Origin of the sequence: Cupriavidus oxalaticus (assembly GCF_004768545.1) — a bacterium.
GTDB classification, from domain to species: domain Bacteria; phylum Pseudomonadota; class Gammaproteobacteria; order Burkholderiales; family Burkholderiaceae; genus Cupriavidus; species Cupriavidus oxalaticus_A.
In genome coordinates this window covers 563,230-588,188 of the sequence record NZ_CP038636.1, presented here as the reverse complement: position 1 = coordinate 588,188, position 24,959 = coordinate 563,230, and the positions used below count along the sequence as shown (strand labels likewise).

At 64.6% G+C, this 24,959-nt stretch carries 21 protein-coding genes; 15 read left to right on the top strand and 6 right to left on the bottom strand.

Annotated elements, in window-relative coordinates; genetic code table 11:
• The first annotated feature begins 121 nt into the window (after positions 1 to 121).
• Together E0W60_RS30815 and E0W60_RS30810 are read left to right on the top strand one after the other, a co-directional pair.
• Positions 122 to 1,180, top strand: coding sequence for a GlxA family transcriptional regulator (locus E0W60_RS30815; RefSeq protein WP_135706686.1), 1,059 nt, complete (start codon positions 122 to 124; stop codon positions 1,178 to 1,180).
• Between the two features lie 49 nt (positions 1,181 to 1,229).
• A complete protein-coding gene (locus E0W60_RS30810; protein ID WP_240746102.1) occupies positions 1,230 to 1,544 on the top strand; it encodes a hypothetical protein in 315 nt (104 codons plus the stop codon).
• Here the strand turns inward: E0W60_RS30810 and E0W60_RS30805 are convergent.
• Entirely contained in the window at positions 1,541 to 2,518 is a 978-nt protein-coding gene (locus E0W60_RS30805) for a GlxA family transcriptional regulator (RefSeq protein ID WP_135706685.1), read from the bottom strand. The genes E0W60_RS30810 and E0W60_RS30805 overlap by 4 nt on opposite strands.
• A gap of 89 nt (positions 2,519 to 2,607) precedes the next feature.
• Between E0W60_RS30805 and E0W60_RS30800 the strand changes: the two genes are divergently transcribed.
• From E0W60_RS30800 to E0W60_RS30775, 6 genes are all read left to right on the top strand, one after another.
• Positions 2,608 to 3,294 (top strand): DJ-1/PfpI family protein, encoded by a 687-nt coding sequence (locus E0W60_RS30800; protein ID WP_135706684.1) that lies wholly within the window; start codon positions 2,608 to 2,610, stop codon positions 3,292 to 3,294.
• 48 nt (positions 3,295 to 3,342) lie between these two features.
• Positions 3,343 to 4,326 carry a Bug family tripartite tricarboxylate transporter substrate binding protein gene (locus E0W60_RS30795; protein WP_135706683.1) on the top strand — a complete coding sequence of 328 codons (984 nt, stop codon included), beginning with the start codon at positions 3,343 to 3,345 and terminating at the stop codon, positions 4,324 to 4,326.
• Between the two features lie 256 nt (positions 4,327 to 4,582).
• On the top strand, positions 4,583 to 4,954 hold the full coding sequence (locus tag E0W60_RS30790) for a hypothetical protein (RefSeq protein WP_431189930.1): 372 nt from the start codon (positions 4,583 to 4,585) through the stop codon (positions 4,952 to 4,954).
• 17 nt (positions 4,955 to 4,971) lie between these two features.
• The gene (locus E0W60_RS30785; RefSeq protein ID WP_135706682.1) at positions 4,972 to 5,439 is read left to right on the top strand and encodes a (2Fe-2S)-binding protein; all 468 of its coding nucleotides are present in this window, start codon (positions 4,972 to 4,974) and stop codon (positions 5,437 to 5,439) included.
• The gene (locus E0W60_RS30780; protein ID WP_135706681.1) at positions 5,436 to 7,733 is read left to right on the top strand and encodes a xanthine dehydrogenase family protein molybdopterin-binding subunit; all 2,298 of its coding nucleotides are present in this window, start codon (positions 5,436 to 5,438) and stop codon (positions 7,731 to 7,733) included. Before E0W60_RS30785 ends, E0W60_RS30780 begins: the two co-directional genes overlap by 4 nt.
• A 480-nt stretch (positions 7,734 to 8,213) precedes the next feature.
• Complete coding sequence (locus E0W60_RS30775; RefSeq protein WP_135706680.1) at positions 8,214 to 8,480, top strand: H-NS family nucleoid-associated regulatory protein; 267 nt, start codon at positions 8,214 to 8,216, stop codon at positions 8,478 to 8,480.
• Between the two features lie 125 nt (positions 8,481 to 8,605).
• Here the strand turns inward: E0W60_RS30775 and E0W60_RS30770 are convergent, their stop codons facing one another.
• The 5 genes from E0W60_RS30770 to E0W60_RS30750 form a co-directional block, all read right to left on the bottom strand.
• Positions 8,606 to 9,793 carry an adenylate/guanylate cyclase domain-containing protein gene (locus E0W60_RS30770; protein ID WP_135706679.1) on the bottom strand — a complete coding sequence of 396 codons (1,188 nt, stop codon included), beginning with the start codon at positions 9,791 to 9,793 and terminating at the stop codon, positions 8,606 to 8,608.
• 27 nt (positions 9,794 to 9,820) lie between these two features.
• Positions 9,821 to 11,413 carry a PAS domain-containing hybrid sensor histidine kinase/response regulator gene (locus tag E0W60_RS30765; protein ID WP_240746101.1) on the bottom strand — a complete coding sequence of 531 codons (1,593 nt, stop codon included), beginning with the start codon at positions 11,411 to 11,413 and terminating at the stop codon, positions 9,821 to 9,823.
• 172 nt (positions 11,414 to 11,585) lie between these two features.
• Entirely contained in the window at positions 11,586 to 12,902 is a 1,317-nt protein-coding gene (locus tag E0W60_RS30760; protein WP_135706677.1) for a M23 family metallopeptidase, read from the bottom strand.
• Positions 12,903 to 12,962: 60 nt separating this feature from the next.
• Positions 12,963 to 13,637 carry a c-type cytochrome gene (locus tag E0W60_RS30755; RefSeq protein WP_135706676.1) on the bottom strand — a complete coding sequence of 225 codons (675 nt, stop codon included), beginning with the start codon at positions 13,635 to 13,637 and terminating at the stop codon, positions 12,963 to 12,965.
• A complete protein-coding gene (locus E0W60_RS30750; protein WP_240746115.1) occupies positions 13,638 to 15,062 on the bottom strand; it encodes a flavin monoamine oxidase family protein in 1,425 nt (474 codons plus the stop codon).
• Positions 15,063 to 15,455: 393 nt separating this feature from the next.
• Between E0W60_RS30750 and E0W60_RS30745 the strand changes: the two genes are divergently transcribed.
• The 7 genes from E0W60_RS30745 (at position 15,456) to E0W60_RS30715 (ending at position 24,888) form a co-directional block, all read left to right on the top strand.
• The gene (locus tag E0W60_RS30745) at positions 15,456 to 16,289 is read left to right on the top strand and encodes a phytanoyl-CoA dioxygenase family protein (protein WP_135706674.1); all 834 of its coding nucleotides are present in this window, start codon (positions 15,456 to 15,458) and stop codon (positions 16,287 to 16,289) included.
• A gap of 17 nt (positions 16,290 to 16,306) precedes the next feature.
• Positions 16,307 to 16,723, top strand: coding sequence for a RidA family protein (locus E0W60_RS30740; RefSeq protein ID WP_167884645.1), 417 nt, complete (start codon positions 16,307 to 16,309; stop codon positions 16,721 to 16,723).
• Between the two features lie 196 nt (positions 16,724 to 16,919).
• Positions 16,920 to 18,284 (top strand): DUF1329 domain-containing protein, encoded by a 1,365-nt coding sequence (locus E0W60_RS30735; RefSeq protein ID WP_135706673.1) that lies wholly within the window; start codon positions 16,920 to 16,922, stop codon positions 18,282 to 18,284.
• Between the two features lie 33 nt (positions 18,285 to 18,317).
• A complete protein-coding gene (locus tag E0W60_RS30730; protein ID WP_135706672.1) occupies positions 18,318 to 20,264 on the top strand; it encodes a DUF1302 domain-containing protein in 1,947 nt (648 codons plus the stop codon).
• Positions 20,264 to 22,642, top strand: coding sequence for an efflux RND transporter permease subunit (locus E0W60_RS30725; protein WP_135706671.1), 2,379 nt, complete (start codon positions 20,264 to 20,266; stop codon positions 22,640 to 22,642). The genes E0W60_RS30730 and E0W60_RS30725 overlap by 1 nt, the downstream gene beginning before the upstream one ends.
• Positions 22,643 to 22,666: 24 nt before the next feature.
• Positions 22,667 to 23,659: a WD40/YVTN/BNR-like repeat-containing protein gene (locus E0W60_RS30720; RefSeq protein ID WP_135706670.1), complete on the top strand. Its 993-nt coding sequence runs from the start codon at positions 22,667 to 22,669 to the stop codon at positions 23,657 to 23,659.
• 95 nt (positions 23,660 to 23,754) lie between these two features.
• Positions 23,755 to 24,888 (top strand): saccharopine dehydrogenase family protein, encoded by a 1,134-nt coding sequence (locus tag E0W60_RS30715; protein WP_135706669.1) that lies wholly within the window; start codon positions 23,755 to 23,757, stop codon positions 24,886 to 24,888.
• The last annotated feature ends 71 nt before the right edge of the window (positions 24,889 to 24,959 follow it).

Below are 24,959 nucleotides of genomic sequence, written 5' to 3'. Positions count from 1 at the left end.
AATGAGTGTCGGTAGAATAAGTAGCCCACCATTCACGCTTGGGACAAAAGGCAGTCAAATCCTGCCAAGACCATGGCGCTTCGGTCTCGGCCCCTCTTGATCCCCAAAACGGTCCGCTACCATGACCCTGCCCTTTCCAGCTGCCCGTCAGCCGACCGCGGAAGCGGAATCACCGCGCACCGTGGTCATCCTCGCCTTCGACGAAGTTACCGCCTCGGATGTCTGCGGCGCTGCCGACGTCTTCTCCGTGGCCACGAGGTTCCACCAAGGCCCGCACAATTGCGTCTACCGGGTCGTGGTCGCCTCGGTGCACGGTCGGCCGATCACGAGCTTCTCGGGCATAACCATCGCCACCACGCCGCTGTCGGCGATCGACCCTGCGTCCATCGAAACGCTGATGGTGCCCGGTGGCGGCCCGCCGGAGCAGCCACCGGTGCCGCGGGACGTCGTCGCGTGGCTTGCTAGCGAGGGGCGGCAGGCGCGGCGCCTGTGCGGCATTTGCACCGGAACCTTCCTGCTGGCCGAGGCCGGGTTGATCGGCCACCGTCGGGTGACCACCCACTGGCAGGCGACCGAGGCGTTGAAGACGGCCTACCCGCAGCTGAGAGTCGAGCCCGACCGCGTCTATCTGCACGATGGCGGGCTCTGGACCTCGGGCGGTTTCACCGCGGGCCTGGATCTCGGCCTGGCACTGCTGGAGGATGACCAAGGCCACGCCACCGCCATGGCCGTCGCGCGCTCGCTGCTATTGTTCGTCAAGCGCCCGGGGGAGCAGGCACAGGTGTCCGCCGCGCTCTCCAGCCAGGCCGCCTCGGACCGGCAGTTCAGCCGCCTGCACGCCTGGATCATGGACCACCTCGACGAGAACTTGCGGGTGGACGTGCTCGCCGAACAAGCGGGCATGACCCCCCGCACCTTCGCCCGCCGCTACACCGAGCAGACCGGCCGTACGCCGGCCAAGGCCGTGGAAGCCATGCGCGTAGAAGCGGCGCTGCGCGCGTTGAACGATGCCGGCACCAGCCTGAAGCAGGTGGCGCGCAGATGCGGATTCGGCGACGAACAGAACCTGCGCCGTACCTTCCTTCGGCTGCGCGGCACCACGCCCGAGCACTACCGCCAGCAGCGTAAGAGGCTGACGGCACGCCTAGTGGGCGACGCCGCGCACCAGCCGGCGGCGTAGACAATCTCAACGGCGCGCCATTCCGCTGCCGGCTGTGTGCGTAGCCATCGTGCGCGCCTACCGGCTCGCGGGAGGCCTACCGGCGGAACCGCCGGCGCATGAGGCGCTGCCGCTAATCCACGGCAACAAGGGCGAGGCCATGCAGGCGGCGGGCCTGTACCGGAAACCCAAGACCCTGCTGGCAGCGGTCGCGGCCAGCCCGGCAGATAACGATCCGGCGCAGGCGCTCCTGCTACGCAAGGCCTCGCCGCACTGGCAGCGGCATGCCTATGCGCCTCGACGGCAGCCATCCGGTCCAACGGCCATCAGCGCAAACATTCACTCCGGCGGTTCGTCGGCGGACGCTGTCATTGCCCGGCCCTAGGCTGTAAAGAATCGCTCTCGATAGTCGGCTGGCGAGACTCGCAGAATTCTGAGGAATGCCCGCCGCATCACCTCTTCCGACGAGAAGCCGCAGACCTGTGCGATCATCTTCATACTTTGGCTTCTAGTTTCGATGAGTCGGCAAGCATGCTCCAGGCGGATTTTCTCGATCGCGCGTGCGGGAGTCAGCTTGGTTTGCGCCTGGTAGAAGCGGGCAAAGGTCCTTGGCGTCATGGATAGCCGTTCGGCAAGAGTTGCGACGTCAAGGCGCTCTCGCAGGTGCGCTCCCACCCATCGGTGCAAGGTTTCGATGCGGGCATCCGGAGAGCTCTGTTCGAGCAGGGCACTACTGAACTGGGATTGCCCGCCAGGCCGCTTGTAAAACACGACCAGGGTCTTGGCGACGGCCATCGCGACTTCGCGGTCGAGGTCTTCCTCTACCATTGCCAGTGCCATGTCGATGCCCGCGGTCACCCCGGCCGAAGTCCAGATGCGATCCTGGCGACAATAGATGGCGTCCGGCTGAATGGCAATCCCGGGAAACTCCGCGGACAAGCGTTCGCAGAGATCCCAATGCGTGACCGCCTGGCGACCATCAAGCAAGCCGGTCCTGGCAAGGACAAATGCCCCGGTGCAAACAGATGCCACGCGCGACGCACGCTTCGCCGCAGCGCTGAGCCATTTCACCAGCGTACCGTGTGCAGCACCTTCCCACACGCCCGGCCCCCCGGGAATCAAGATGGTGTGAATGGGGCTACGTGCCTGAGTAAGATCTCGAGCTTCCATCCGAGCGCCACATGAGCTGGCGATTAGTCCACCCGGTGCACCACAAAGCTCGATGTCATACGCTCGCTCACGGCCACGCCGCGCGAGGAGCTCGTTGGTCGACGAGAACACCTGCATAGGCCCGCAGACGTCCAGTATCTGAAAGCCATTGAAAAGAATCAGGCAAACACGTTTGGGAGATGAGGCCATTTGGCAGCTTTCGTGGGGAGTTTGTCATTCCAGACATCGTTCGGAATTATAGAGTTCGGCTATCGGCACTCACAACAAGGAAGGTTCCCATGAAGATCGGCATGCTGGTTTTTCCAGATATCACTGCCACCGACTACGTCGCACCCGCGGATCTCCTGGCCCGCATGCCGGGGGTCCAGCTCCAACTGCTGTGGAAGCACACGGACACGATTGCCACCGAACTGGGTTGGCAGTTCTCGGCGACCACCGCGCTCCGGGATTGTGGTGACTTGGACATGATCATGGTACCGGGCGGGCCGGGCCTCATCGGTCTCCTCGATGATGTGGAGATCTTGGACTTTCTCGCCACGCGCGGGCGGACTGCCAGATGGGTCGTGGGCATTTGCACCGGTCCGCTGCTGCTCGGCGCAGCCGGCTTGCTGGATGGCTATCGGGCGACCTGCCACTGGGGATCACACGAACTGCTTGAACTTGTCAATGCGATACCTGTGGATGCGCGAGTGGTCGTGGACCGGAACCGGATCACCGGAGCCGGCGTGACTTCCGGCATCGACTGCGCCCTGGAGGCCATTTCACTTGCCGGCGGGGCATCGCTTGCCAAAAGCATCCAGTTGTTTGCGGAGTACGATCCGCAGCCGCCATTCGATTGCGGATCGCCTGCCAAGGCGCCTGCGGATATCCTCGATTCGGCAAAGGCGGCGCTCAAGCCCTTCGTCGAAGCACGCCGCTCGTTTCTGACAAAACGGCGTGCGGAACTGACCCGCACTTTGAGCTAACGCACGCCGGACCGGAACGCTCCGGGCACTCACAGCTTGAGGAATACCATGACCATTGCTCTTCAAATTCGTCCGGGCAAGACGCGCCTAGCCGGAATCCTGGCTTGCGCGGCTGCGCTGGTTGCATCGTTGGCTCATGCGGATGGCGGTGCAACGCTTCGGCTCGTCGTGGGCTATCCGCCAGGCGGTTCCGCCGACGTGGCGGCACGAGTCATCGCGCCACGGCTAGGCACCGTGCTGGGACAAACCGTGATCGTCGAGAACCGTCCCGGTGCCGGCGGACAGATCGCCGCCCAGCATGTAAAGGGAGCACCAGCCGACGGATCGGTACTGCTCCTGAGTAACACGCACACCATGATCACCGTACCACTGACTGTGCGAAAGCCAGGATTTTCCGCGACTACCGACTTCAAACCGGTCGGAACGATCGCCACATTCGAACTGGCGCTCGCGGTCTTTCCCGGTACTCAGGTCGGTTCGGTCCAGGACCTTAAGCGCTGGTTCGCAGAGCATCCATTGCAGCGCGCCATCGGTGTGCCGGCGCCGGCGAGCGCTCCGGAGTTTGCCGCTGCCCGCATTGCAAAGCTGCTACGCGCAGACGCCGTCCCGGTTCCTTATCGCGGCGCCGCCCCTCTCGTGCAGGACCTGATCGGCGGCCAGGTTTCGGTGGCGGTCTCCGGCGTTTCTGACCTGATCCTATACCATCGCGCCGGCAAGCTGCGGATCATTTCCATGTCTGCGGCCAGCCCCCTCCTGCCGGGCGTACCCTCGTTCAGTCAGGCCGGTATAGATGGACTGGAATTGACAGATTTCCTGGGCCTCTACGCGCCGGCTGGCGTTCCCAGCGATCGCGTGACGCGGTTGAACGCGGCAGTCAATAGCGTCCTCGCTATGCCAGAGGTCCAACAAACACTAAATGAGCAGGCGTTGGTTCCAGCACCCGGTTCGCCAGATGAGCACAGCCGCCGCTTGTCCAAGGCAGGAACGGCCCTTGGTGCACTGGTCAAGGACAGCGGCGCTACAGCCCAATAGGAATGCCCGGAGGGCATCTCACGATCCTCTCTGGCGTGCATTTCTCTGGGCTGTGCGAAGCTACTTGTCCGCGTCCGTGTCCGACTCTTCTCGCCCATCCGGCATCTCCCTTATCAATGGCCGAATCGGCCGATGATGCGACTGGCATCGCGGGCTATCGAAAGTCCGTTACAGGACCTATCCACCTCAGGCGGTGCTGCTGCTCGACCTGATCGCGACTGCGCAGTAGGCCGGTTTTAGTCTCGACGAGATTCGTATGCTGGTACCGCTCGACCTGGCGCAGTGGAAGCATGGCTCGTTGATTGAAACGCTCCGCAGCAAGGTGGAGGACATCGAGGCGCTGGAGGTGCGGCTTGCGCAGAGCGAGGCGCACCTTGTCGCACTTTTGGCGGAGATCGAGGCGAAACCTGAGGAAATTGACTGCGCCACCAATGCGAGGAGTTGTTGTCGTGGATACGATCAGGGGAATTGGAAAGCCCAGCCCTGGCGACCGGCGATGTCACTACCCTTCGCAAGGCAAGCCGGCGCCGCCGGTCGGTCAGGACTGGCTAATGGACCGTCGATGGTCTGTGCAACAGCGCGGCCAAAGCGCTTGGCATGCGCGACAAGCCAGCATGAATTTCGGTAAGTGCAAGGAGGTAACACATGAATCTGGACGTCAACCACCGGCCAGTCAACGTCGAATGCGATCCGGCCACACCCTTGCTGTGGGTGCTGCGGGACCACCTGAACCTGACAGGCACGAAGTTCGGCTGCGGCGTCGCGGCTTGCGGCGCGTGTACCGTGCATCTGGATGGCGTGGCGGTGCGATCCTGCGTCCTGCCCGTGTCGGCGGTGGCCGGCAAGCGCATCACCACGATCGAAGGGCTGGCCGACGTGCCGGGCAAGCGGCACGCGCTGCAGCAGGCCTGGATTGACGAGCAGGTGCCGCAATGCGGCTACTGCCAGTCGGGCATGCTGATGGCGGCGGCGGACCTGCTGGCCCGGCAGCCAGACCCGCGCGATGCCGACATCGACGCGGCCATCACCAATCTGTGTCGCTGTGGCACGTATCCGCGTGTGCGGTCCGCCATCAAGCGTGCAGCGCAGGCGTTGCGGGAGGGCCGCGCATGAACGCCAACGCAACGACGCCGCGCCGCGGAAGACGCCGATTCCTGCTGGGGGCGCTCGGCCTTGGCGGCGCGTTGGTGGTGGGGTGGGGTGTGATGCCCCCGCGCAGCCGGCTTGGCGGTCCCGCAGTTTTTCCTGAAACGTCCGGCCAGATTGCGCTGAACGGCTGGATCAAGATCACGCCGGAAGGCAACGTCATCCTCGCCATGCCGCGGGTGGAGATGGGGCAGGGCATCCACACCGCGCTGTCGATGCTGGCCGCCGAAGAGCTCGATATTCCGCTGGCACGGGTGAGCATCGAGTCTTCGCCGATCGAGCGCATCTACGGCAATGTCGTCATCATGGGTGACAGCTCGCTGCCGCTGCATCCTGACGATGCCGACAAGACCTGGGCGCGCGCGCTACATTGGATCATGGCCAAGAGCGCGCGGGAGATCGGCCTCATCATCACCGGCGGCAGCAGCAGCGTAGCCGACGGCTGGCAGCCAGTGCGCGAGGCTGCCGCAACCGCGCGCGCCACGCTAGTGGAAGCTGCTGCGCGCGAATGGGGTGTGCAGGCGGCACTGGTGACGGTGCGAGAAGGCCTGCTCATTGGCCCGGGCGGCAGGCAGATGCCTTTCTCCGCGGTCGCGCAGAAGGCGCGCGACATTGCGCCGCCATCGAACGTCACGCTCAAGCCAGCTTCGCAATTCCGGCTGATTGGCAAGCCTGCACCGCGCAACGACATCGCCAGCAAGACGGATGGCAGCGCCCGCTTTGCCATCGATGCGCGGCCGCCCGGCATGTTGTACGCGGCGGTCCTGATGTGTCCGGTGTTTGGCGGCAAGCTCAAGACCTTCCAGCCGAAGGCGGCGCTTGCCATGCCCGGCGTGCGGTATGTCGTGCCGTTCGAAGCTTCGGCGGGCGGCGCACCGGGGGTGGCCGTGGTGGCCGACCATTACTGGCAGGCATGGCAGGCCCTGGGGACGCTCGAACCGGTCTGGGACAACGGGCCGCATGCCACGCTCGATTCCGCCGGCATCCGGCAACAGCTCGTCGACGCGCTCGACAGCAATAAGAAAGGATTCACCTACCGTTCGATGGGCGATGGCCTGAAGGCCTTTGACCAGACGCAGGGCGCAACCATCGTCGAGGCGGAATACAGTGCGCCGTACCTGGCGCATGCAGCCCTGGAGCCGATCAACTGCACGGCGCAGGTGACCAGGGATCGCGTGCAGCTCTGGGCGCCCACCCAGGTGGCCACGCTGGCGCAACTGGTCGCCGCGCGTGCGGCAGGCGTGAGCCGGGACCAGGTGCATATCGACATCCCTCTCATAGGCGGTGGCTTCGGACGGCGGCTGGAGTCGGACTTCATCGGCCAGACCGTGTCGATCGCCACCAGGACCGAGGGCCGCCCGGTACAGGTGATCTGGTCGCGTGAGGACGACATTCGCCACGACTTCTATCGCCCGCAGGCCATCGCACGGCTAAAGGCCCGCGTCGAGAACGGCAAGGTGACGGCCATCGCCTCGCGCAGTGCCGGGCAGTCGATCCTGGCCGGCGAGCTGGAGCGCCTGTTCGGCGCGCCGTCGCTCGGCATCGACCGCTATACAGCCGAGGGCCTGTTCGACCTGCCGTACGAAATCGCGCACGAGCACATTGCGCACGTGGTGGTCGATTTGCCCGTGCCGATCGGGTTCTGGCGCAGCGTCGGCCACTCCTACACCGGGTTCTTCCTGGAAGGCTTTCTGAACGACGTGGCGGCCGCCGCCAGACTCGATCCGCTGGCGATGCGGCGCGACCTGCTCAGGGCGCATCCGCGCGAGCTGAAGGTGCTCGACACCGTAGCGCAGGCGGCAGGCTGGAACCAGCCGCTGGCACCGGCCGCCGACGGCGCGCCCCGTGCGCGCGGGCTTGCGCTGCACAACTCGTTCGGCTCGGTGGTGGCACAGGTGGCAGAGGTGTCCCTCAAGGACGGAAAGCCGCGCGTGCATCGCGTTGTCTGTGCCGCGGACTGCGGCACGGTGGTCAACCCGGACATCGTTGCCCAGCAGATGGAAAGCGGGATCATCTTCGGGCTAACTGCGGCGCTGTACGGCCAGGTCCAGATCAAGGACGGGCAGGTCGTGCAGAGCAACTTCCCCGACTATCCCGTGCTGAAGATGGCGGAGTCACCGGTGATCGAAACCCACCTCGTGCCCAGCACGGCAGAGCCCAGCGGCGTCGGTGAAATTGCCGTGCCGCCGATCGGGCCGGCTGTGGCACACGCCGTCGCCCAGCTCACCGGCAAACCGGTGCGGCAGCTGCCGATGGTGTAAGGCAAATAACAAGGTGGGCAGTTCTCGCAACGCTGGCGACGGATAGGGCCCGGTGCACCACTTGCGGTAGGTGGTGACGATTCCGACAATCTGGGAGAAGGTCTACTTTCCGTGAGAAAGATGCTCCTGCCAGAGTCCGCCTATCGACCAACTCCGGCCGTCCGACGGTGTAAGGGCGGATGACCGAGAGTGGCCGGTTGCTGCCTTTGGTCGGGCCTGGCGGGAACCTGGCCCACCGGCCCCAGCTTGCTGGTGACAAATTTAGTTCGCAACCTGCAAACGCTTGGCCAGCAAGGGCTCGCGCAGAGTTGACCAAAATCGCTCGGCGTGTTGACACATTTACTGTCGCATCGGTGACACATTTAGTACGGTCTACGGCGGTGCCAGGCGCAAAACCGGACGAACAGCAAGACGACAAGCAGGACCCGCCGACGGCCGCCTCCAACCCGGAAGACGGCAGCGACAGCAGTGACGACAGCAATGACAGCAAAAACTGAGCGGGCGGCGGCGATCCGCTGGATCCAGGCGGAGATGGCCGACTACGGGCTGACAATGGAGGAGCTGGCAGCGGCGGGGTGCTTCGATCCGCCGCCCCCTCCGCCCCCGCCACCCGCACCAGCGCCACCGCCAGTGGTCTGCTACCGCAACGCCGCGGGGCAGAGTTGGGACGGGCAGGGCGACATGCCGGACTGGCTGCGGCGGGCGGTCAATGCGGGGCAGAGCGTGGAGTTTTTCCGGGTCGGGTAGCTTCGACAGGCAGATTCCATTGGGGCGGACGTACGTGGTGGCGGCCACCAAGGGACGCGTATATTGGTGTCCTCATGAGCGAATGGTGCAAGGACGCCGCCGTCGACGGTACGGTCAGCATGGGGTTATCCGGGCGCGTCAGTGTCTCTCCCTGCTACCAGCCATGTATGTAGCTCACCGATGCCCTTGACATCAATGGCTCCGCGCGCTTCCAACACAAAGGGCTTCCCCAGCTTTTGCCGGGTGGCTTCCGTGACCTGCACACAGCCAGCTATACCGTGGGACTCCATCCGGCTCGCAATATTGACCGTTTCGCCCCACAGGTCATAGATGAATTTTCGCCTGCCGATCACGCCGGCGATGACCGCGCCGCTGTGAATGCCAACCCGCAACTGCAGGCCGTAGCCGCTTCGCGCGTTGAACCGACTCAGGGACTCCATCATGTCCAGCGCCATATGCGCGGCCCGGACGGCGTGGTCGGCCGCAGGGACGGGCAGGCCGGCAGCGGCCATGTATGCGTCGCCGATCGTCTTGATTTTCTCGAGCCCGCGCTTGTCGGCGATAGTATCAAAGTCAGCGAATATCTCGTTAAGTACCGCCACCAGTCTCTCGGGGCTCAGGCCGGGAGAAAAGCGGGTGAACTGCACGAGATCGGCGAACAGCACCGAGACCGCCTCGAACCTGTCGGCGATGACTTCCGGCGGGCTGGCTGCGATGAGATCGGAGCGCAGCTTCAACCGCTCGGCGATGGGAGACGGCAGTACATTGAGGAGAAGCCGCTCGGTGACTTGTTGCTCGCAGACAAGCTGCTCGTAAAGGCGCCTGAGCTCATCGCTCTGGCGGACGATGGTCTCCCGGCTCGCTTCCAGCTCCCGCACCTTGCGCTCGAGTTCCTTGCCGTGCTGCAAGGACTCACTGTGCAGCAGGCGCACCTCTAGCATGTTCCGCACCCGCATCAGTACTTCGCCGAGATCGAATGGCTTGCTGACAAAGTCCTTCGCACCAGCCTGCAGTGCGCGCAGTTTGTGATCGGGTTGGGCGGTGACAACGATCACAGGAAGGTAGCTGTCCGGCTGGACGACCTTAAGGTTCTCCATGACCTCGAACCCGTCCATGCCGGGCATCTGGAGATCCAGCACGATCAGGTCATAGTGGTTCCTGCCGTGCAGGTCGGCAACCATGCGCGGATTGGTGGTTGATTCGACGCTGTTGTATCCGGCCGCGTGCAGTATCCTTTCGAGCAGCAGGACATTGGCCTCCAGATCGTCAACGACCAGGATTCTTGCAGCCAGAATGTCCGATGGGTGGATCATGGCAAGCCGGTTCGCCGGGACTCGGTGCTAGTCCCGCGCAACTGATCCTCGCGGCTGTTCCAGTGCCGCGTTCAGTGCATCCATGAATTCATGGATCCTGATGGGCTTGGTCAGGTATCGGAAGAATCCCGCTTTCATGCCCCGTTCGATGTCGCGCGGCATGGCGTTGGCACTGAGCGCGATGACCGGAATATGCATTGTCATCGGGTCTTCGCGCAGGCGTCCCAGTGCTTCTATGCCATTGATGTCGGGCAGATGGATATCCATCACGATCGCATCGGGCACAGAAGCGCGCGCGAGCTCGACGCCGAGAATCCCGGTGGCCGCGGACAACAAATGCACGTCTGCCCGGCGGGCGAGGAGTTGCTCCAGGAGCTTGTGGTTGGCGGGGTTGTCTTCCACATACAGCAAGGTGTGCATCGTGGACGGGGCTTCGATTGGCGGCCGGACAGGCATGGCGGCCTCAGCGCTTTCGCCAGCCATTGCAGGCGGCGCGGCAGCAGGCAGTTCGACCCGGAATACGCTGCCCACGCCAGGCGTGCTTTCGGCGCTGATGGTTCCTCCCATCAACTCGGCCAGCCGCTTGGCCACTACGAGGCCGATGCCGGTGCCTTCCACGGAGCCAGCCTCGTGCCCCAGGCGGTTGAATGGCTGGAATAGCTGCGCCAGCCGCTCCGGTGTCAGCCCTGCTCCGGTGTCGCGCACGATGACGCCTACGCGATCTTCCGTCGTCGTCACCTGCACATCGACTGAGCCTTGGTCCCGGTTGTACTTGATGGCATTGGAAAGCAGGTTGAGGAGGATTTGCTTCAGGCGGGTCCTGTCGGCACGTACGAAGCAGGGTGGTTCGACTGCGGGAAACCGCATGCGGACCGTGTGCTTCAGTGCTTGCTGCTCAAGCATTGCCTGGCACTCGTGCAAGGTGTCGATGACCGATACCGGCTCAGGGGACAGCGACGCCTGACCGGCTTCTATCCTGGCGAGGTCAAGGACTTCGTTGATGAGTTCCAGCAAATGCCAGCCCGCTTTCAGGATCTGGTCGATGCTGGACTGCTGCGCCGCAGTCGGAGGCGGAGCCTCGGAGGCCATTAGTTGCGCGAAGCCAAGGATGGCGTTCAGCGGATTGCGCAACTCATGGCTCATGCTCGACAGGAATTCCGACTTCGCATGATTCGCACTTTCAGCAGAGGCCTGGGCCTGCTTCAGCGCTTCGATGTCGGTGCTGGATGCCAGCCACTTTACGACCTTGCCGTCAGCATCTTTCAATGGTGCCCCGCGTTCGAGGTGCCATCGGTAGGCGCCATCGGATGCCCGTTTCAGGCGATATTCGATTTCGTACTCGCGGCCTCTCGCCACTGCGTCTGCCCAGTGGCCGATATTGCGCGCGAAGTCCTCCGGGTGGACGGCGGATTTCCAGGCGCCGGACCGGGTTTGCTCAAGGCTGAGGCCGGTATAGCTCGTCCATCGTCGGTTGCAGTAATCGATCCGGCCATTCGCATCGGCGGTCATGATCATGTGTGGGATGCCATCGGCGAGCAGCCTGAAGTGCGGCTCGCCCTCCCTGAAGGCGAGGGCGGAAGGTCGATCCTTTCCCGATCCATCATGAGGCTGCCTGCGCATGATCTGCCCCCGCAATCGTCGGTCTGGCGTCTGCGCGCAAAAGGCGATGGCAGGTCGGCCGGAATCCGCGTCACGAAGGAAAGCATACTCGCAGCCACTGCCAGTGCAAACCGGCACGCGCGGGGGCGTCCCTGGTCAATTTGCGAGTCTGCTGTTCGCCACTTGGGGCGGCTCAGCCCAGGGTAGATGTAACTTCGATGCCGCGCAGGACATGGATACGGCTCAACATCTCACTGGCTTGGCTCAAGAAGCCCTGTCGGGCGCGTCCGGTCAGCGTAACGGGTTCCATCAGCATGACGCTCAGCGGGTTCTGCGGCACGTCGTTGAAGCGAAGCTCGTAGTGCAGATGCGGTCCGGTTGCCCAGCCGGTCTGGCCGACGTACGCGATCAGCTGCCCCTGCGTGATGCGCTGGCCGGGCTGGATACCAGCGAAGCCTGACAGGTGCGCATAGTACGTCGAATAGCCGTCATGATGTTTGAGGATAACGATATTGCCGTAGCCCGTCTGCTGGCCGACAAAGTCGACCGTCCCGTCCGCTGTGGCGAAGACCCGGGTTCCTGTCGGGGCAGCATAGTCGACACCCTTGTGCCGGATCCATTGGAGGTGCACCGGGTGGTTGCGCCAGCCGAAGCCCGACGACATGCGTGAGAACTCGACCGGCGAGCGGAGAAACGGGCGCGCCATGCCTCGTCCGTCGAAGGTGTAGTAGGCGCCGGAGTTGCTGCCGTCTGCGCGGTCATACCACAGCGCCTGGTAGAGCTGGGCGCGGTTGGCGAGTTCGATGGCCACGACACGGCCGTTGCGCACCAGCGCGCCGTCACGGAATCCCGCCTCATAGACAATGCGAAAGCGATCGCCCTGGACGATGTCATGCTGGAAATCGACCACACCCGAGAAGATCGAGATCATCTGCCGGACGATGTCGTCGGGCACCTTCGCGGCGTCCATCGTCCTGAAGAATCCGCTCGCCGTGATGGTGCCGGAACGCATCTCGTAACGCAGTTCGTTCCTGGCCGCCTGCAGGTTCGCCTTGAAGGCAGGCTTCTGAAAGCCGCCGGTGCGTCGGATCAGCAGTTCGCGCGAGGCGGTGGTATTGCCGGCTACGGGGGCGCGCAGCGAGACCAGCAGCTTGTCCTGGTCGACCTCGGCCTGGACGACCTGGTCCGGCTGAAGGTTGAACAGGGTGCGCGCCGCCGGATCGCTGGAAATAAACTGTTGTGCGTCGGGATCTTCCATGCCGAGCCGTCTGAGCAACGTCGCGATCGTGTCGCCGCGTCGCATGGGCTCCTCGTGGAAGTATGTGGCACCGGCATCCGCCAGCTTTTCGAGCTGGTCGCGCACGTCGGGGAGTTGCAGGGCTTCCAGCCGGCGTGGCGCACCCGGTTCGTGGTAGGCGTTGCGCGGTGCCACGCCCATGGCTGCCGCCATGCAAAGCATGAGGACAGCCGCCACGCCGGCTGCCAGCCAGGACGGTGTGTATCCGCGCATTCCCCGTCTCCTGTCTGACCCGTGGCATCTTGCCGACTGGCCTTGCTGCCCCGTCGGACCCTATCGGGTGCCGATCTCCCTGCGCTCCGGCGACATCCTGGCCAGGTAGTGGGCCACTGCCGGGATGTCTTCGTTCAACAAGGTGGCGGCAATGCTGTCCATGGCGCCGGACGCGTCATGGCGTTTGCCGCTCTTGAACGCGGCAAGCTGTTGCCCAAGGTAGCTTTCTCCCTGGCCGGCGAGGCGTGGTGCCAGGTCCTTCCCGGTCAACCCTTCGGCATGGCAGGCCTGGCAATTGTGCGCCTGGACCACAGCCTTGCCGCGCGCCTCGAGCGCGGCGCTGGCCGTGACATCCGGGCTGACGGTCGGCGCCTGCCTGGCGTAATAGGCTGCCAGCAACCCGATCTGCTCATCCGTCAGGTTCCTGGCTAGCGGCCCCATGGTCGGGCTGTCGCGCTGCCCGCTGGCGAAGGCGCGCAACTGCGCCTCGATAAAGGCCGCCGGCTGGCCGGCCAGGGCAGGGTACTCCGCGTTGCGGGACTGGCCGCGCGGGCCATGGCAGGCGAAGCAGGTCTCCGCGAATTGCGGCCAGCGTCCACCATCGGCCTGGCTGGCCAGGGCCTGGTTATCCAGTGCCGTTCCGAACCGGTGATAGTCCATGAGATCGGGAACGATGAAGGCGGCCACCGCCACCACGGCCGCAGCCGCCACGAGAACAGGGCGCTTGTACTTCATTCATGCCTCCCGAACCGGGTATGCCAGGGCGCCCAGCACCTGCAGGGCGGCGCGGTGGCCGGAACGCACGGCACCATCCATGGCGCCAGCCCAGATGTCGGCCGTCTCTGTGCCAGACCAGATCAGCCGCCCTGCCGGCGGATGCAGGTACTGGCCCAGCTTGGTCCAGAAGCCCGCCGGCATCGGGTTGATGCAACTCATCGACCAGGCATCGACCTTGCCCCAGTCGAGGTCGTGGTACTGCACTGGCTTTAATGCTTTCTCCCCGAACGCCTGGGCATAAATGGCCGAGAGGATGTGTTCGGCGGCCTTGGGGTCGGCGGGCAGGAAGCCCGGCTTGACGAATGCGCTGATCACGCCGACCGAGCCGTCTGGCGGCGAGTTGTCGACTGACCAGATCAGCGGACCGTCCAGCGGTACGACCTGCCCGTTGAATCCCTGGTCCCGCCAGAAGGGCTTTGCATAGACATGCGCGGTCTTGCGCATGGGCGCGTGCGCCGGCCAGAGCCGATGCAATTGCGCCCGTCCTGCGGGCAGCGGCGGATCGAACACGACCTGCTGGCATAGCGCCGGATTAAGCGCGGCGATCACGTGGCGCGCCCGTACCACGCCCTGGTCGGTGTGCAGCTCGACAATGTCGCGATCCCAGCCAACGATCTTGCGTACCGGGCACGACAGGCGGACCTTGTCGCCAAGTCCCCGTGCCATCCGGATGCTGAGGATCTGCGCGCCGCCGACGAAGCGCGTCTCCTGGGCGCCGCCCTTGATCTTCTCAAGCGTGTCGTAGTCGCTATTAGCGCTGTTGATCACCGACAGGTAGTGCAACAGCCCCAGTTGCGCCGGTTGCGCGCCGAGCGACAGGGTTGCGGCCAGGCTGAAGGAGAATTTTTCCTCGTTGCTCAGGTCTTGCCGTGCCAGCCAGTCGCCGAGCGACAGCTTGTCCAGCTCTGCCGCGTTTGCCGCTGTCCATGGTGCGCCGCTGGGCACGCGGCGCGCCAGCTCGCTGAGCCTGGCGGCGACTTTTCCCTGGGCACCGACGCCGCCCTGGAGATCCTGCGTCACGCGGACATCGCCAGCCAGGAATACGGTCTTGCCCTGGTAATAGGTATCGAAGGTATCGACGCCGAGCTCGCGCGCCAGGTCGGCAATGGCGGTCTGGCCGGGCCCGATCCACTGCCCGCCGGCTTCCGAGACTACGTTGTTGCCCAGGTCATGGTTGTAGGTGCGGCCGCCGACACGGTTACGTGCCTCCAGGACGACGAACGTGTCGCATCCGCCGCGTTTCAGGTCGCGCGCGGCGGTCAGGCCCGCCAGCCCGGCACCGATGATCGCGACATCGAGCACGTCGCGCTGCGCGGATACGCCGCCAGCGCCCTGCGCCCGCGGCGCCGCACTCGCTGTGCGTGGCGTGCCGGACAGCAGCATCGCAGCGCTTGCCGCCGCGGCCACGCCGAGCAGGCGGCGTCGGGTCAGTGCGACTGCGTCGCGGTTCACGATGTCTGCCGGGGCGGCATCGACGTCCAGCGCATCTTCACGTGTTTTCGCGTGCTTCGACATTGTTAGGACAAAAGTTAAAAGATTGATATGCTGGCCGGAAATATAGGTCAATCACACAAACAAGTCAAAATGATGAGGGCAACGGCCGAATCCATGCGGGCAGGGACAGCGAGTGAGGTATTGGATAGGGAATACCCTCCCTTTTACTTCCGACTTATATTTGTCATCATGACCTAATGTTGGTTGGTTGTTCTATAAACGAAGCGACCGGAAGCGCACGCGGCCGGGCGCCGGGCTTAATGAAGCATCAGGAGAGCATCCATGGATGAATCCAAACGAAGGGCCTTCGAAGAGGACGGTGCCGTCCTCATCGAGGGCTGTCTCAACGCGGAACAGTTGGCCATGTGCCGGCAAGTCTTTGACTGGGGCATCGAGAACCCGGGGCCCAACGCCCACAGCCTGTTTGACGGCTCCGTGCAACGGTCGCAAGTCGATAACGCCAATCCCTTCGCAAAGGGGCGGCTGGATGAACTGGTCGCCTCGCTCCCGTTCGGCCAGCTGTTCGCCGACCTGTGGGGCTCCAGACATGTCTGGTACTTTGCGGAAGAGTTGTTCCTCAAGCAGGGTGGCCGGGCCGGGCGCTCGCCGTGGCACCAGGACACCTCTTATCTGCCCTGGGCGGGAAAGCACTTCGCCAACGCGTGGATCAGCTTCGAGGCGGTCCCCAAGCGCAATGCGCTGGAGATCGTCAGGGGCTCGTACCTGGGTACGCGCCACGATGGCAGCACCTTCCAGAACCCCGACGACCCCACCGAGCCGTTGCACGGCGGTGGGGCCTGGCCGCGGCTGCCTGATATCGAGGCCGAACGCCGCACCGATCCCAATGCGTACGACATCCTCTCCTGGGCAACGCAGCCGGGAGACGTTCTGCTGCTGCACCCGGGTTCGCTGCACGGCGGGGGCGCTGTCGACGCCGATTTCCCGGACCGCCATACGCTGGTGTTGCGCTTCTTTGGCGATGACGCGGTCTTCAGTCCGTTGCCGGAGCACAGCGATGCCGGCTTCACGCCGGCGGGTGTGCTGTACGTCGAAGAACTGGCATCGCTGAAGGCGGGGGACCCCTTCCGCGCGCCGTGTTTCCGCCAACTCATTTGATAAACGATACCGACCTCATGACGACCACGACGATGAAACGGCAACCGATCATTCCGCCCGGCACCCAGCCGCTCTACGACGCCTACCATTTCGCCCCCGCGACCCGGGTGGGCGACACCATCTGGGTGTCGGGCCAGGTTGGGCTCGACGCCACCATGAAGCCCGGCGAGGGCATGGAGGCACAGGCACGGCTGGCCTTTGCGTCCCTGCAAGCGATCCTTGAATCGGCAGGCGCCAGCCTGGACGATGTTGTCGAGCTGACGACCTATCACACCAGCCTGCGGCAGGAAATCGAGGCCTTCACCAAGGTCAAGGATGAATACCTGCCGAGCCGCTATCCGTCCTGGACTGCGGTAGGCGTGGCGGAGCTGGCGCTTCCCGAGTTGTGCATCGAGATTCGGGCCGTGGCGGTAGCTGGCAGCGGCGGCGCCTGAGCCTGGTCATGACGCCACGCCAGCTGCCGGGGGCCGCGCCTGTGCGTTTGCAAGCATCGCATCCAGGCGCGCAGGGACTACCCCAGCTCTTTTTTTCTTTTGTTCTTTGTCATTGTTACCTAAGTTAGGTAACGTGTTCTACATCATAAAAACACGAAGCGAAGCACTTCGTGGCCATGCCAGACAGGAGACTCAGATGAGATACAAGATGTTGTTCCTCACCATGACCCTTGCGTTCGGCGGAGCGGCTTATGCCGCGGCCTCCGAGCAGGACGCGGGCCGGCTCGGCAAGGACCTCACCCCGGTGGGTGCCGAACGGGCCGGCAACAAGGATGGGTCGATTCCGGAGTGGACCGGCGGCGACATGAAGGCACCGGGTGGCTGGAAGCCCGGCACGGCGCGCCCCGACCCGTACGCGAATGACAAGCGGGTGCTTTCGATCGACGCGTCCAACGTCGACAAATACAAGGACAAGCTTGCCCCGGGACAGATCGAAATGGTGAAGACGATCCCGGGCTATCGGATGGACGTCTATCCGACGCACCGTTCTTGCGGCTTCCCCGACTTCTTCTACGAGCGGACCAAGAAGAACGCGACCACGGCGAAGCTTGGCGAGAACGGCCAGGACCTCGCCGAGGCGCTCGGCGCCGCCGTGCCGTTCCCGATTCCGCAGAACGGCGCCGAAGCCATGTGGAACCACAAGCTGCACTGGAAGGGAGAGGGCTTCCAGATGAGCTATGCCGGCTACATCCCGCCGAAGGGCACCGACAGCATCGGGGAGCCGCTTGGCCAGCAGGAATGGCAGATGTCGCCGATGTGGTCTCCGTCGAACAAGGGCGTAGGCGACGCCCGCGGCATCGAGAGCCTCTACCTCAACACCTTTACCAGCCCACCGTCGATCGCGGGGGATGCCACCCTGACCCAGTACAAGTTCTCCGAGGCCAACGACGTCTGGCTGTATTTCGCGAGCCAGCGCCGCGTGCGGCGCGCGCCGACGTACCAGTACGACGCCCCGCAGCTCAACACCGAGAACCTGCTGACCGTCGACCAGTACATGCAGTTCAACGGCCCACTCGACCGCTACGACTGGAAGCTGGCCGGCAAGAAGGAGATGTACGTGCCCTACAACACGTACCGGGTCAACTCTTCGGCAAACAAGGTCGACGAAGTCGTCAAGCCGAAGTTCCTGAGCCGCGACCTGACGCGCTATGAGCTGCACCGGATGTGGGTGGTCGAGGCCACGCTCAAGCAAGGCATGCGGCATACCTTCCCCAAGCGTGTGTTCTACATCGACGAGGACACCTGGACCATCCTGGTGGAGGACATGTACGACGCGCAGGGCAAGGTCTGGCGCACCACCGAGATGGGCCCCTACATGGCCTGGGAAGTGCCGGCCTGCGTCTGGGCGGCCAATACCAGCTATGACCACCAGACCCGCCGTGCCGTGCTCGACCGCGTCGTCGCCGGCCACAAGGAACCTGACTGGCTCGCCGCAAGGGAAGGGCGCCTGAAGGAGAAGACCTTCGAGCCGGACGGCCTGCGCCGGTTCACCACACGATAAGCCCAAGAAAAACAGAACCACGGGGAGACAGGCATGAAACTGCGTGATGTGGCAGCAGCGGCGGCGCAAGCCGCCGCGGGGAAGCGAATGGAACGGAAGCTGGCCCGCTCGGTGATCGTAGGCCTGCTGGCAATGGCGGATGCCGGCTCGGCTTACGCCGCACAGTGGACGCTCGACAACGGCTGGACGGTGGCCTTCGACTCGACGGTCTCGTTTGGCGCGGCGATGCGAACGTCGAAGACGAACTGCAGCTTTGTCGGCAACGACAACGGCGGCTGCGTCGGCGATGCGCCAACGCCGCTGCAGAAAAGCAACCCGTCTGTCTTCTCGTCGAACCTGGATACGCTGCGCCTGAACCAGGACGACGGCAACCTGAACTACAAGCGCTGGCAGCCGGTCTCGGCCAATGCGCAGTGGACCAGCGACCTCTATGTCAAGGGCACCAACGGGTGGAGCGGACTGGTGCGCGGCGTCGTCAACTATGATTTTGCGACCGCCCACACCAGACGCACCGACCTGGACCCGGACGCGCGGAACTTCGCCACCAGCGACCCGCGCCTGCTCGACGCCTACATCACCAAGGAATTCGACGTCGGCGACCAGCAGGCGCGTGTCCGGGTCGGCAACCAGGTGCTGAACTGGGGTGAGAACCTCTACATCCCGGGCGGTATCAACGCGATCAACGCGATCTACCTGCCGTCCGCGCACCAGCCGGGAACGCCGCTGAAAAACCTGTTTATCCCCGCGCCCATGGTCTCGGCGAGCACTTCACTCGGCAAGGACCTCGGCCTGGAGGCCTTCTACCAGTGGAAGTGGAACAGCTTCACGTTCGACGCGCCCGGGACCTTCTTTTCGACCAGCGACTTCCTCGGCAAGGGCGGACGAGGCTTCTATATCCCGACTTCAGCTGTCAATGGCGCGCTGGCTGCATCGGGCCTGGCCCCGCTTCCCAACGGCACGATCGGCGACACCGGAACCCGGATCGTCGGCATCAATCCCGCGACCGGGATGCCCTACAACCGCCGCCTGAGCACCGGGGAGCTGGCGAATCCCAATACCAACCCGGTCGGGCCCCTGGTCGGCACGGGCACCTTTATCCCGCGCGGCGCGGACAACAAGCCGACCAACAACGGGCAAGGGGGGATGGCGCTGCGTTACAAGTTCCCCGACAGCGGCAACGAACTCGGCCTCTATTACTACCACTACAGCGAGAAGGTGCCGTTCGTGAGCTACCAGGTGGTCAACACGACGAGCAATCCGTTCGGCTGGCAGGCGTCGCTCGACTACGGCAAGAACCGCGACCTGTTCGGCCTCTCGTACAACTTCCAGGTTGGCGAATGGGCGATCGGCACCGAGCTGTCATACCGTCCGCGGGACAGCGTCGCCATCGATCCGACCACGGTCATCGATCCGGCCAACCCCTACTACTGCAACGCCCTGGCCGATTTCGCGGTCAAGCCCGTCGGTAGCAGTTGCCGCGGGGCAATCGACACGCAGCACTATCAGCTCCACCTGACCGGCATCCACATCATGTCGCCTTCGGGCTCGTTCGGCTGGCTGCTGCGCGCGCTGGGCGCGTCCGAGGGCACGCTCACCGCGGAAGGTGCGCTGGCGTATTACCCGAAGCTCAGGCTCAACGCCGGCATTCCGTATGCGGTCACCGCCGACTACACGCTGCCCACCAAGTTGTCGGCGGGGATGGTGCTGGCGGCCTCGGTGACCTATCCCAACATCTTCGGCACGCGGGCGTCGCTGTCGCCGGACATCGCCGTCATGCAAGGCATCGGAGGCTATTCGGCCACGGCGCTGCCAGGCTTCATCCGGGGCGCGGGCGCCGCGGTGATCGGCGCGACCCTCGACTTCAAGACGAAGCCGGAGACAAAGATGCGCCTCGACTACACGCACAACTGGGGCGGTAGCGGCAGCAACCTGCTGCGCGACCGCGACTTTGTCTCCCTCAGCATGACCACGTCCTTCTGATGCTTTCCCGCCTGATAACCCGTCTGGAAGCGGCCCTGTTCGGGCACCGCCTTCCTTTCCTGCTCGCACTGGCAGGATTCACCGCCTTGATGGGCGTGCTCGGCGCGAAGCTGCACCTCGAAGCCGGCTTCGAGAAGCAGCTGCCGCAAGGCCACGAGTACATCAAGACCTTCGAGCAGTTCCGTGACAAGCTCTTCGGCGCCAACCGGCTGACCATTGCCGTGCATGCCCGCCAGGGCGATGTCTGGAATGCGGCGACGCTTACCCAGGTCCTCAAGGTGACCGAGGCCGTCACCTATCTTCCGGGCGTGGACCGGACCAGCGTGACGTCGCTGTGGACACCGAACGTGTTCTTCACCGAGATCACCGAGGACGGCTTCCGGGCAGAGGCGGTGGCCGGCGGGGATATCGTGCCGGAAAAGCTCTCCGCCGATGTCATCGGCAAGATGCGTCAGCGCACCATGGCCGGCGGCCATGTCGGGACCCTGGTGGCACGCGACCAGTCCAGCGCCCTGATCACCGCCGAGCTGGCCGACGTCGATCCCCGCACGGGCAAGAAGCTCGACTATATCCAGTTCAACCGCCTGCTCGAGGAGCAGATCCGGCGCCCGTTCGAGAACGACCAGGTCGAGATCGAGATCATCGGCTTCGCCAAGCAGATCGGCGACATTGCCGACCGCGGCGCGGACGTGACGCGCTTCTTCGGCATCGCCTTCCTGCTCACCGGGCTGGCGGTCTACTGGTACTGCCGTTCGGTGCGCCTGACCCTGCTGCCGCTCGCCTGCTCGCTCGTGTCGCTGGTCTGGCAGTTCGGCACGCTGCGCCTGCTGGGCTATGGGCTTGACCCGCTCGCCATCCTGGTGCCGTTCCTGGTATTCGCGATCGGTGTCTCGCACGGCATCCAGCAGATCAACTTTATCGTCCGCGAGGTCGCCCAGGGCACCGACTCCGCCATTGCCGCCCGGCGCAGCTTTACCGGCCTGCTGATTCCCGGGTCGCTGGCGCTGGTCACCGCGCTGGTGAGCTTCGTTACGCTCATTCTCATCCCGATCCCGATGATCCGGGAACTGGCGATCACGGCGGCCATCGGCGTGGGCTACAAGATCGTCACCAACCTGATGATGCTGCCGGTGGCGGCGTCGTACTTCCGGTTCACGCCGGAATTCGCGCAGCGGGCACTGGCGCGGCGCGAGCGTCATAACGGGTGGCTGGAGGCGGTGGCCCGGATCGCCCAGCCGCGCAACGCACTGATCGTGACCATCGCCGGCGCTGTGGTCTTCTGCCTGGCGTTCTGGCAGAGCCAGGGCAGGCACGTGGGCAGCCTCCAGGCCGGGGCGCCGGAATTGCGCGCGGATTCCCGCTACAACCAGGACGTCGCCGCGATCGTCAACCGCTTCGACGTGGGCCTGGACTGGCTCACAGTGGTGTTCGAGGCCACGCCGGACCGCCATGGCGAGGTCTGCTCCCGCGCCGACGAGTTCCTGTTCATCGACGACTTCGCCTGGCGCATGGGCAGCGTGCCCGGCGTGGTGTCCACCGATTCGCTGGCCGCCCAGCTCAAGCTCTACAACGCCGGGATGAACGAAGGCAGCCCGAAGATGGCCACCGTGACGCGGGACCCGCGCGGGCTCGGCTCGCAGTTCCAGGGCGTCAACAACCGCATCGCCGGGCTTTCGTCGAGCGACTGCCGCGTGCAAGGCGTCAACCTCTATCTGCCCGACCACCGCGCCACCACGATCCAGACCGTGGTGGCGGCGGTCAAGCAGTTTCGCGAGTCCAACCGGCTCGATGGCGTCGCGGTCAGGCTCGCAAGCGGCAATGCCGGAGTCCAGGCAGCTACGAATGAAGTGCTGGAGGCCAGCGAGCTGCCAATGATGCTGTACGTCTACGCCGCCATCCTCCTGCTGGTCTTCCTAGTGTATCGGGACTGGCGGGCGATGGTCGCCTGCTGCCTGCCGCTGACCGTGGCCACGTGGATCGGTTACTGGTTCATGAAGGAGCTTGAAATTGGCCTGACGGTGGCGACGCTGCCGGTAATGGTGCTCGCGGTCGGCATCGGCGTGGACTACGCCTTCTACATCTACAACCGCCTGCAGGTGCAACTGGCAAACGGTCTCGCGTTCACCGACGCGCTTGCCGTGGCGCTGAAGGAAACAGGGCTGGCGACCGTATTCACGGCCATTACGCTCTCGGTCGGCGTGGCGACCTGGATGTTCTCGAGCCTCAAGTTCCAGGCCGACATGGGCGCGCTGCTGACCTTCATGTTCCTCGTCAACATGGTCATGGCCATTACCCTCCTGCCCGCGTTCGCGGCGGTGCTGGAGACGTTCTTCCCCCGGCGCGGCGCGGTGCGCATGCCGGAAATCCTGAAGCATTGAGACGCGAGAAGGCGTCAATCCCCCATGAACCTGCACCGATTCCTACCTGTTGTCGCGATCGCCTTGGGCGTGGTGTGCCCGTCGCGGGCGGCGGAGACCTCCGCCGCAGCACCGTGGCCAACGCTGGAGCCCGCCCGGCAGGTCTCCAATGCGGTGGCCGCGCCGCTGCTGGCGTCCGCGCGTGCCGGCAATCGCGTGGTCGCTGTCGGCGACCACGGCGTCATCCTCCTTTCCGACGACGGCATCAGGTTCCGGCAGGCAAGGATGGTCCCGGTCCGCTCGCTGCTGACTTCTGTCCAGTTCATCGACGCGCGGCGCGGCTATGCGGCGGGGCACGATGGCGTTGTGCTTGGCACGCAGGATGGCGGCGAGACGTGGAAGCTGTTGCGTGCCGAGAAAGGCGCGGAGCAGCCGATCCTTTCGCTCTACTTCGACAGTCCGGAGCACGGCATCGCCGTGGGGCTGTACGGCTGGGCCATCGAAACCCGCGATGCCGGCCGGACCTGGTCCGAGATCAAGGTGGCGACGGGCGAGAACGTGGGCGAAAACGCCGACCGCCACCTGCTGCACATGTTCCGATCCGGTCGCGGAACGCTCTTCATCACTGGCGAAGGCGGCACCATCTTCCGCTCCGCCGACCGAGGCAAGTCGTGGCGGGCCTCGGCCACGGGCGACAACGGCTCGCTGTGGTACGGGCGCGCACTCCCCGACGGCTCCCTTCTGGTCTGCGGCATGCGCGGACACCTGTACCGCAGCAGCGACGACGGCATGACGTGGCAGCGCGTGGACTCGCATACCACCCAATCGCTCACCGGGATCGCTGAGCTTGCTGACGGCCGCGTCGTCGTGGTCGGCATGGCCGGGACGGTGCTCGACAGCAAGGACGGCGGCAAGACGTTCTCGGTCACGCAGCGCGCAGGGCAGGAGTCCCTGACCGCGGTGCTCGCGGACGGTTCGCGGCCGCTGCTGATGTCGATGGCGGGTCCTTTGCAAAACGACGGTCCGGCCAGGCGATAGGCACACCACAAGCATTTCCAGTCGTCCCGTCAGAGGACGGCATTCCTTTCAACCACCCAATCACTTGTCAGACACAACTCTCAAGGAGACAAAACATGGCAAAGCACCCCGTCGTCGTCTATGGCGCAAGCGGCTACACCGGCATGTTGATCATGGACTGGCTGATCGACCAGGACATCCCATTCACGGCCGTGGCGCGCAATGCAGGCCGGGCGAAGGAAATGATGGCCCAGCGTGTCGTGCGCCTCGAATCGGCAAACTATGAACTCATCGAGGCGGGCCACGATGTCGATGCCCTGGTGAATGCCTTCCGCGGCGCGAAGGTGGTCTGCAACACCGTCGGACCTTTCTCAACGGTCGGGCTCGTTGGCGTCGAAGCGGCGCTCAAGGCGGGTTGCCATTACCTCGACACCACGGGCGAGCAGCCGCACATCCGCCGCGCGCGCGATCAGTTCGGCGACCTGTTCCGGCAGGCCGGGCTGCTGTTGTCGCCGTCCAATGCCTACATGTACACGTTCGCCGAGATTGCCGCGGAGCTGGCGCTGGAGACGCCCGGCGTCGATGCGCTGGAAACCGCGACGCTGACGCGCGGCCCGCGTGGCGGCAGTGCCGGCGTGAGCGTGGGCTCGACCGCGACGATCTTCGAAGGCTATCGCCACGAGGCTTGCTACCTGTGGGAGAACCAGCTGGTGCCTTATGCGGCGGATGCGTCGTTCAATGTGGTCGATCCCGCCTTCATGCAACCGGTGTTCTGCCTGCCGTGGGGCGGTACGTCGCTGCCGGTCTACTTCGAACACGATCCGCGCGTACGCAGCTGCATCTCCAGTGTCGGCTTCTACGACAACGACGCGATGCGAACGGTGCATGCGCTGGGCAAGAAGTGGGAAGCCGAGTACAAGCACCTGCCCCGCGAGCAGCAGGACGCGGTGCTGAAGCAGATCGTGGATTCGACCACCCCCGCCATGCCGCCGCGGGAACGCACCACGCTGCAGCGCACCGTCGATTTCGCCATCGGCCGCGGCCAGATCGCTTCGGTGCGGGCGACCGTGCATGGGACCACGCCATATATCGCCACCGGGGCCATCCAGACGGCAGGCGTCATCAAGCTGCTCGACGGCGACACCGCAAAGGTCGGTTTCGCATCCGGCTCGAAGGCCTTCGGGCACCGCTACCTGCTCGGCTTCCTCGAGCAGCGCGGGCTGGCTCGTGCGACGGTTTCGCATCTGTAATTGCCGTGCCGCCCCGGCCTGTTCTTCAGGTCGGGGCAATCAATGCGTCACAGATTCAGAGGACTACCAGA

Excerpts from the sequence above, each read along its gene's own strand:
- E0W60_RS30815 (WP_135706686.1), top strand. The coding sequence starts at position 122 with ATGACCCTGCCCTTTCCAGCTGCCCGTCAGCCGACCGCGGAAGCGGAA.
- E0W60_RS30805 (WP_135706685.1), bottom strand. The coding sequence starts at position 2,518 with ATGGCCTCATCTCCCAAACGTGTTTGCCTGATTCTTTTCAATGGCTTT.
- E0W60_RS30800 (WP_135706684.1), top strand. The coding sequence starts at position 2,608 with ATGAAGATCGGCATGCTGGTTTTTCCAGATATCACTGCCACCGACTAC.
- E0W60_RS30795 (WP_135706683.1), top strand. The coding sequence starts at position 3,343 with ATGACCATTGCTCTTCAAATTCGTCCGGGCAAGACGCGCCTAGCCGGA.
- E0W60_RS30790 (WP_431189930.1), top strand. The coding sequence starts at position 4,583 with ATGCTGGTACCGCTCGACCTGGCGCAGTGGAAGCATGGCTCGTTGATT.
- E0W60_RS30785 (WP_135706682.1), top strand. The coding sequence starts at position 4,972 with ATGAATCTGGACGTCAACCACCGGCCAGTCAACGTCGAATGCGATCCG.
- E0W60_RS30780 (WP_135706681.1), top strand. The coding sequence starts at position 5,436 with ATGAACGCCAACGCAACGACGCCGCGCCGCGGAAGACGCCGATTCCTG.
- E0W60_RS30775 (WP_135706680.1), top strand. The coding sequence starts at position 8,214 with ATGACAGCAAAAACTGAGCGGGCGGCGGCGATCCGCTGGATCCAGGCG.
- E0W60_RS30770 (WP_135706679.1), bottom strand. The coding sequence starts at position 9,793 with ATGATCCACCCATCGGACATTCTGGCTGCAAGAATCCTGGTCGTTGAC.
- E0W60_RS30765 (WP_240746101.1), bottom strand. The coding sequence starts at position 11,413 with ATGCGCAGGCAGCCTCATGATGGATCGGGAAAGGATCGACCTTCCGCC.
- E0W60_RS30760 (WP_135706677.1), bottom strand. The coding sequence starts at position 12,902 with ATGCGCGGATACACACCGTCCTGGCTGGCAGCCGGCGTGGCGGCTGTC.
- E0W60_RS30755 (WP_135706676.1), bottom strand. The coding sequence starts at position 13,637 with ATGAAGTACAAGCGCCCTGTTCTCGTGGCGGCTGCGGCCGTGGTGGCG.
- E0W60_RS30750 (WP_240746115.1), bottom strand. The coding sequence starts at position 15,062 with ATGCTGCTGTCCGGCACGCCACGCACAGCGAGTGCGGCGCCGCGGGCG.
- E0W60_RS30745 (WP_135706674.1), top strand. The coding sequence starts at position 15,456 with ATGGATGAATCCAAACGAAGGGCCTTCGAAGAGGACGGTGCCGTCCTC.
- E0W60_RS30740 (WP_167884645.1), top strand. The coding sequence starts at position 16,307 with ATGACGACCACGACGATGAAACGGCAACCGATCATTCCGCCCGGCACC.
- E0W60_RS30735 (WP_135706673.1), top strand. The coding sequence starts at position 16,920 with ATGAGATACAAGATGTTGTTCCTCACCATGACCCTTGCGTTCGGCGGA.
- E0W60_RS30730 (WP_135706672.1), top strand. The coding sequence starts at position 18,318 with ATGAAACTGCGTGATGTGGCAGCAGCGGCGGCGCAAGCCGCCGCGGGG.
- E0W60_RS30725 (WP_135706671.1), top strand. The coding sequence starts at position 20,264 with ATGCTTTCCCGCCTGATAACCCGTCTGGAAGCGGCCCTGTTCGGGCAC.
- E0W60_RS30720 (WP_135706670.1), top strand. The coding sequence starts at position 22,667 with ATGAACCTGCACCGATTCCTACCTGTTGTCGCGATCGCCTTGGGCGTG.
- E0W60_RS30715 (WP_135706669.1), top strand. The coding sequence starts at position 23,755 with ATGGCAAAGCACCCCGTCGTCGTCTATGGCGCAAGCGGCTACACCGGC.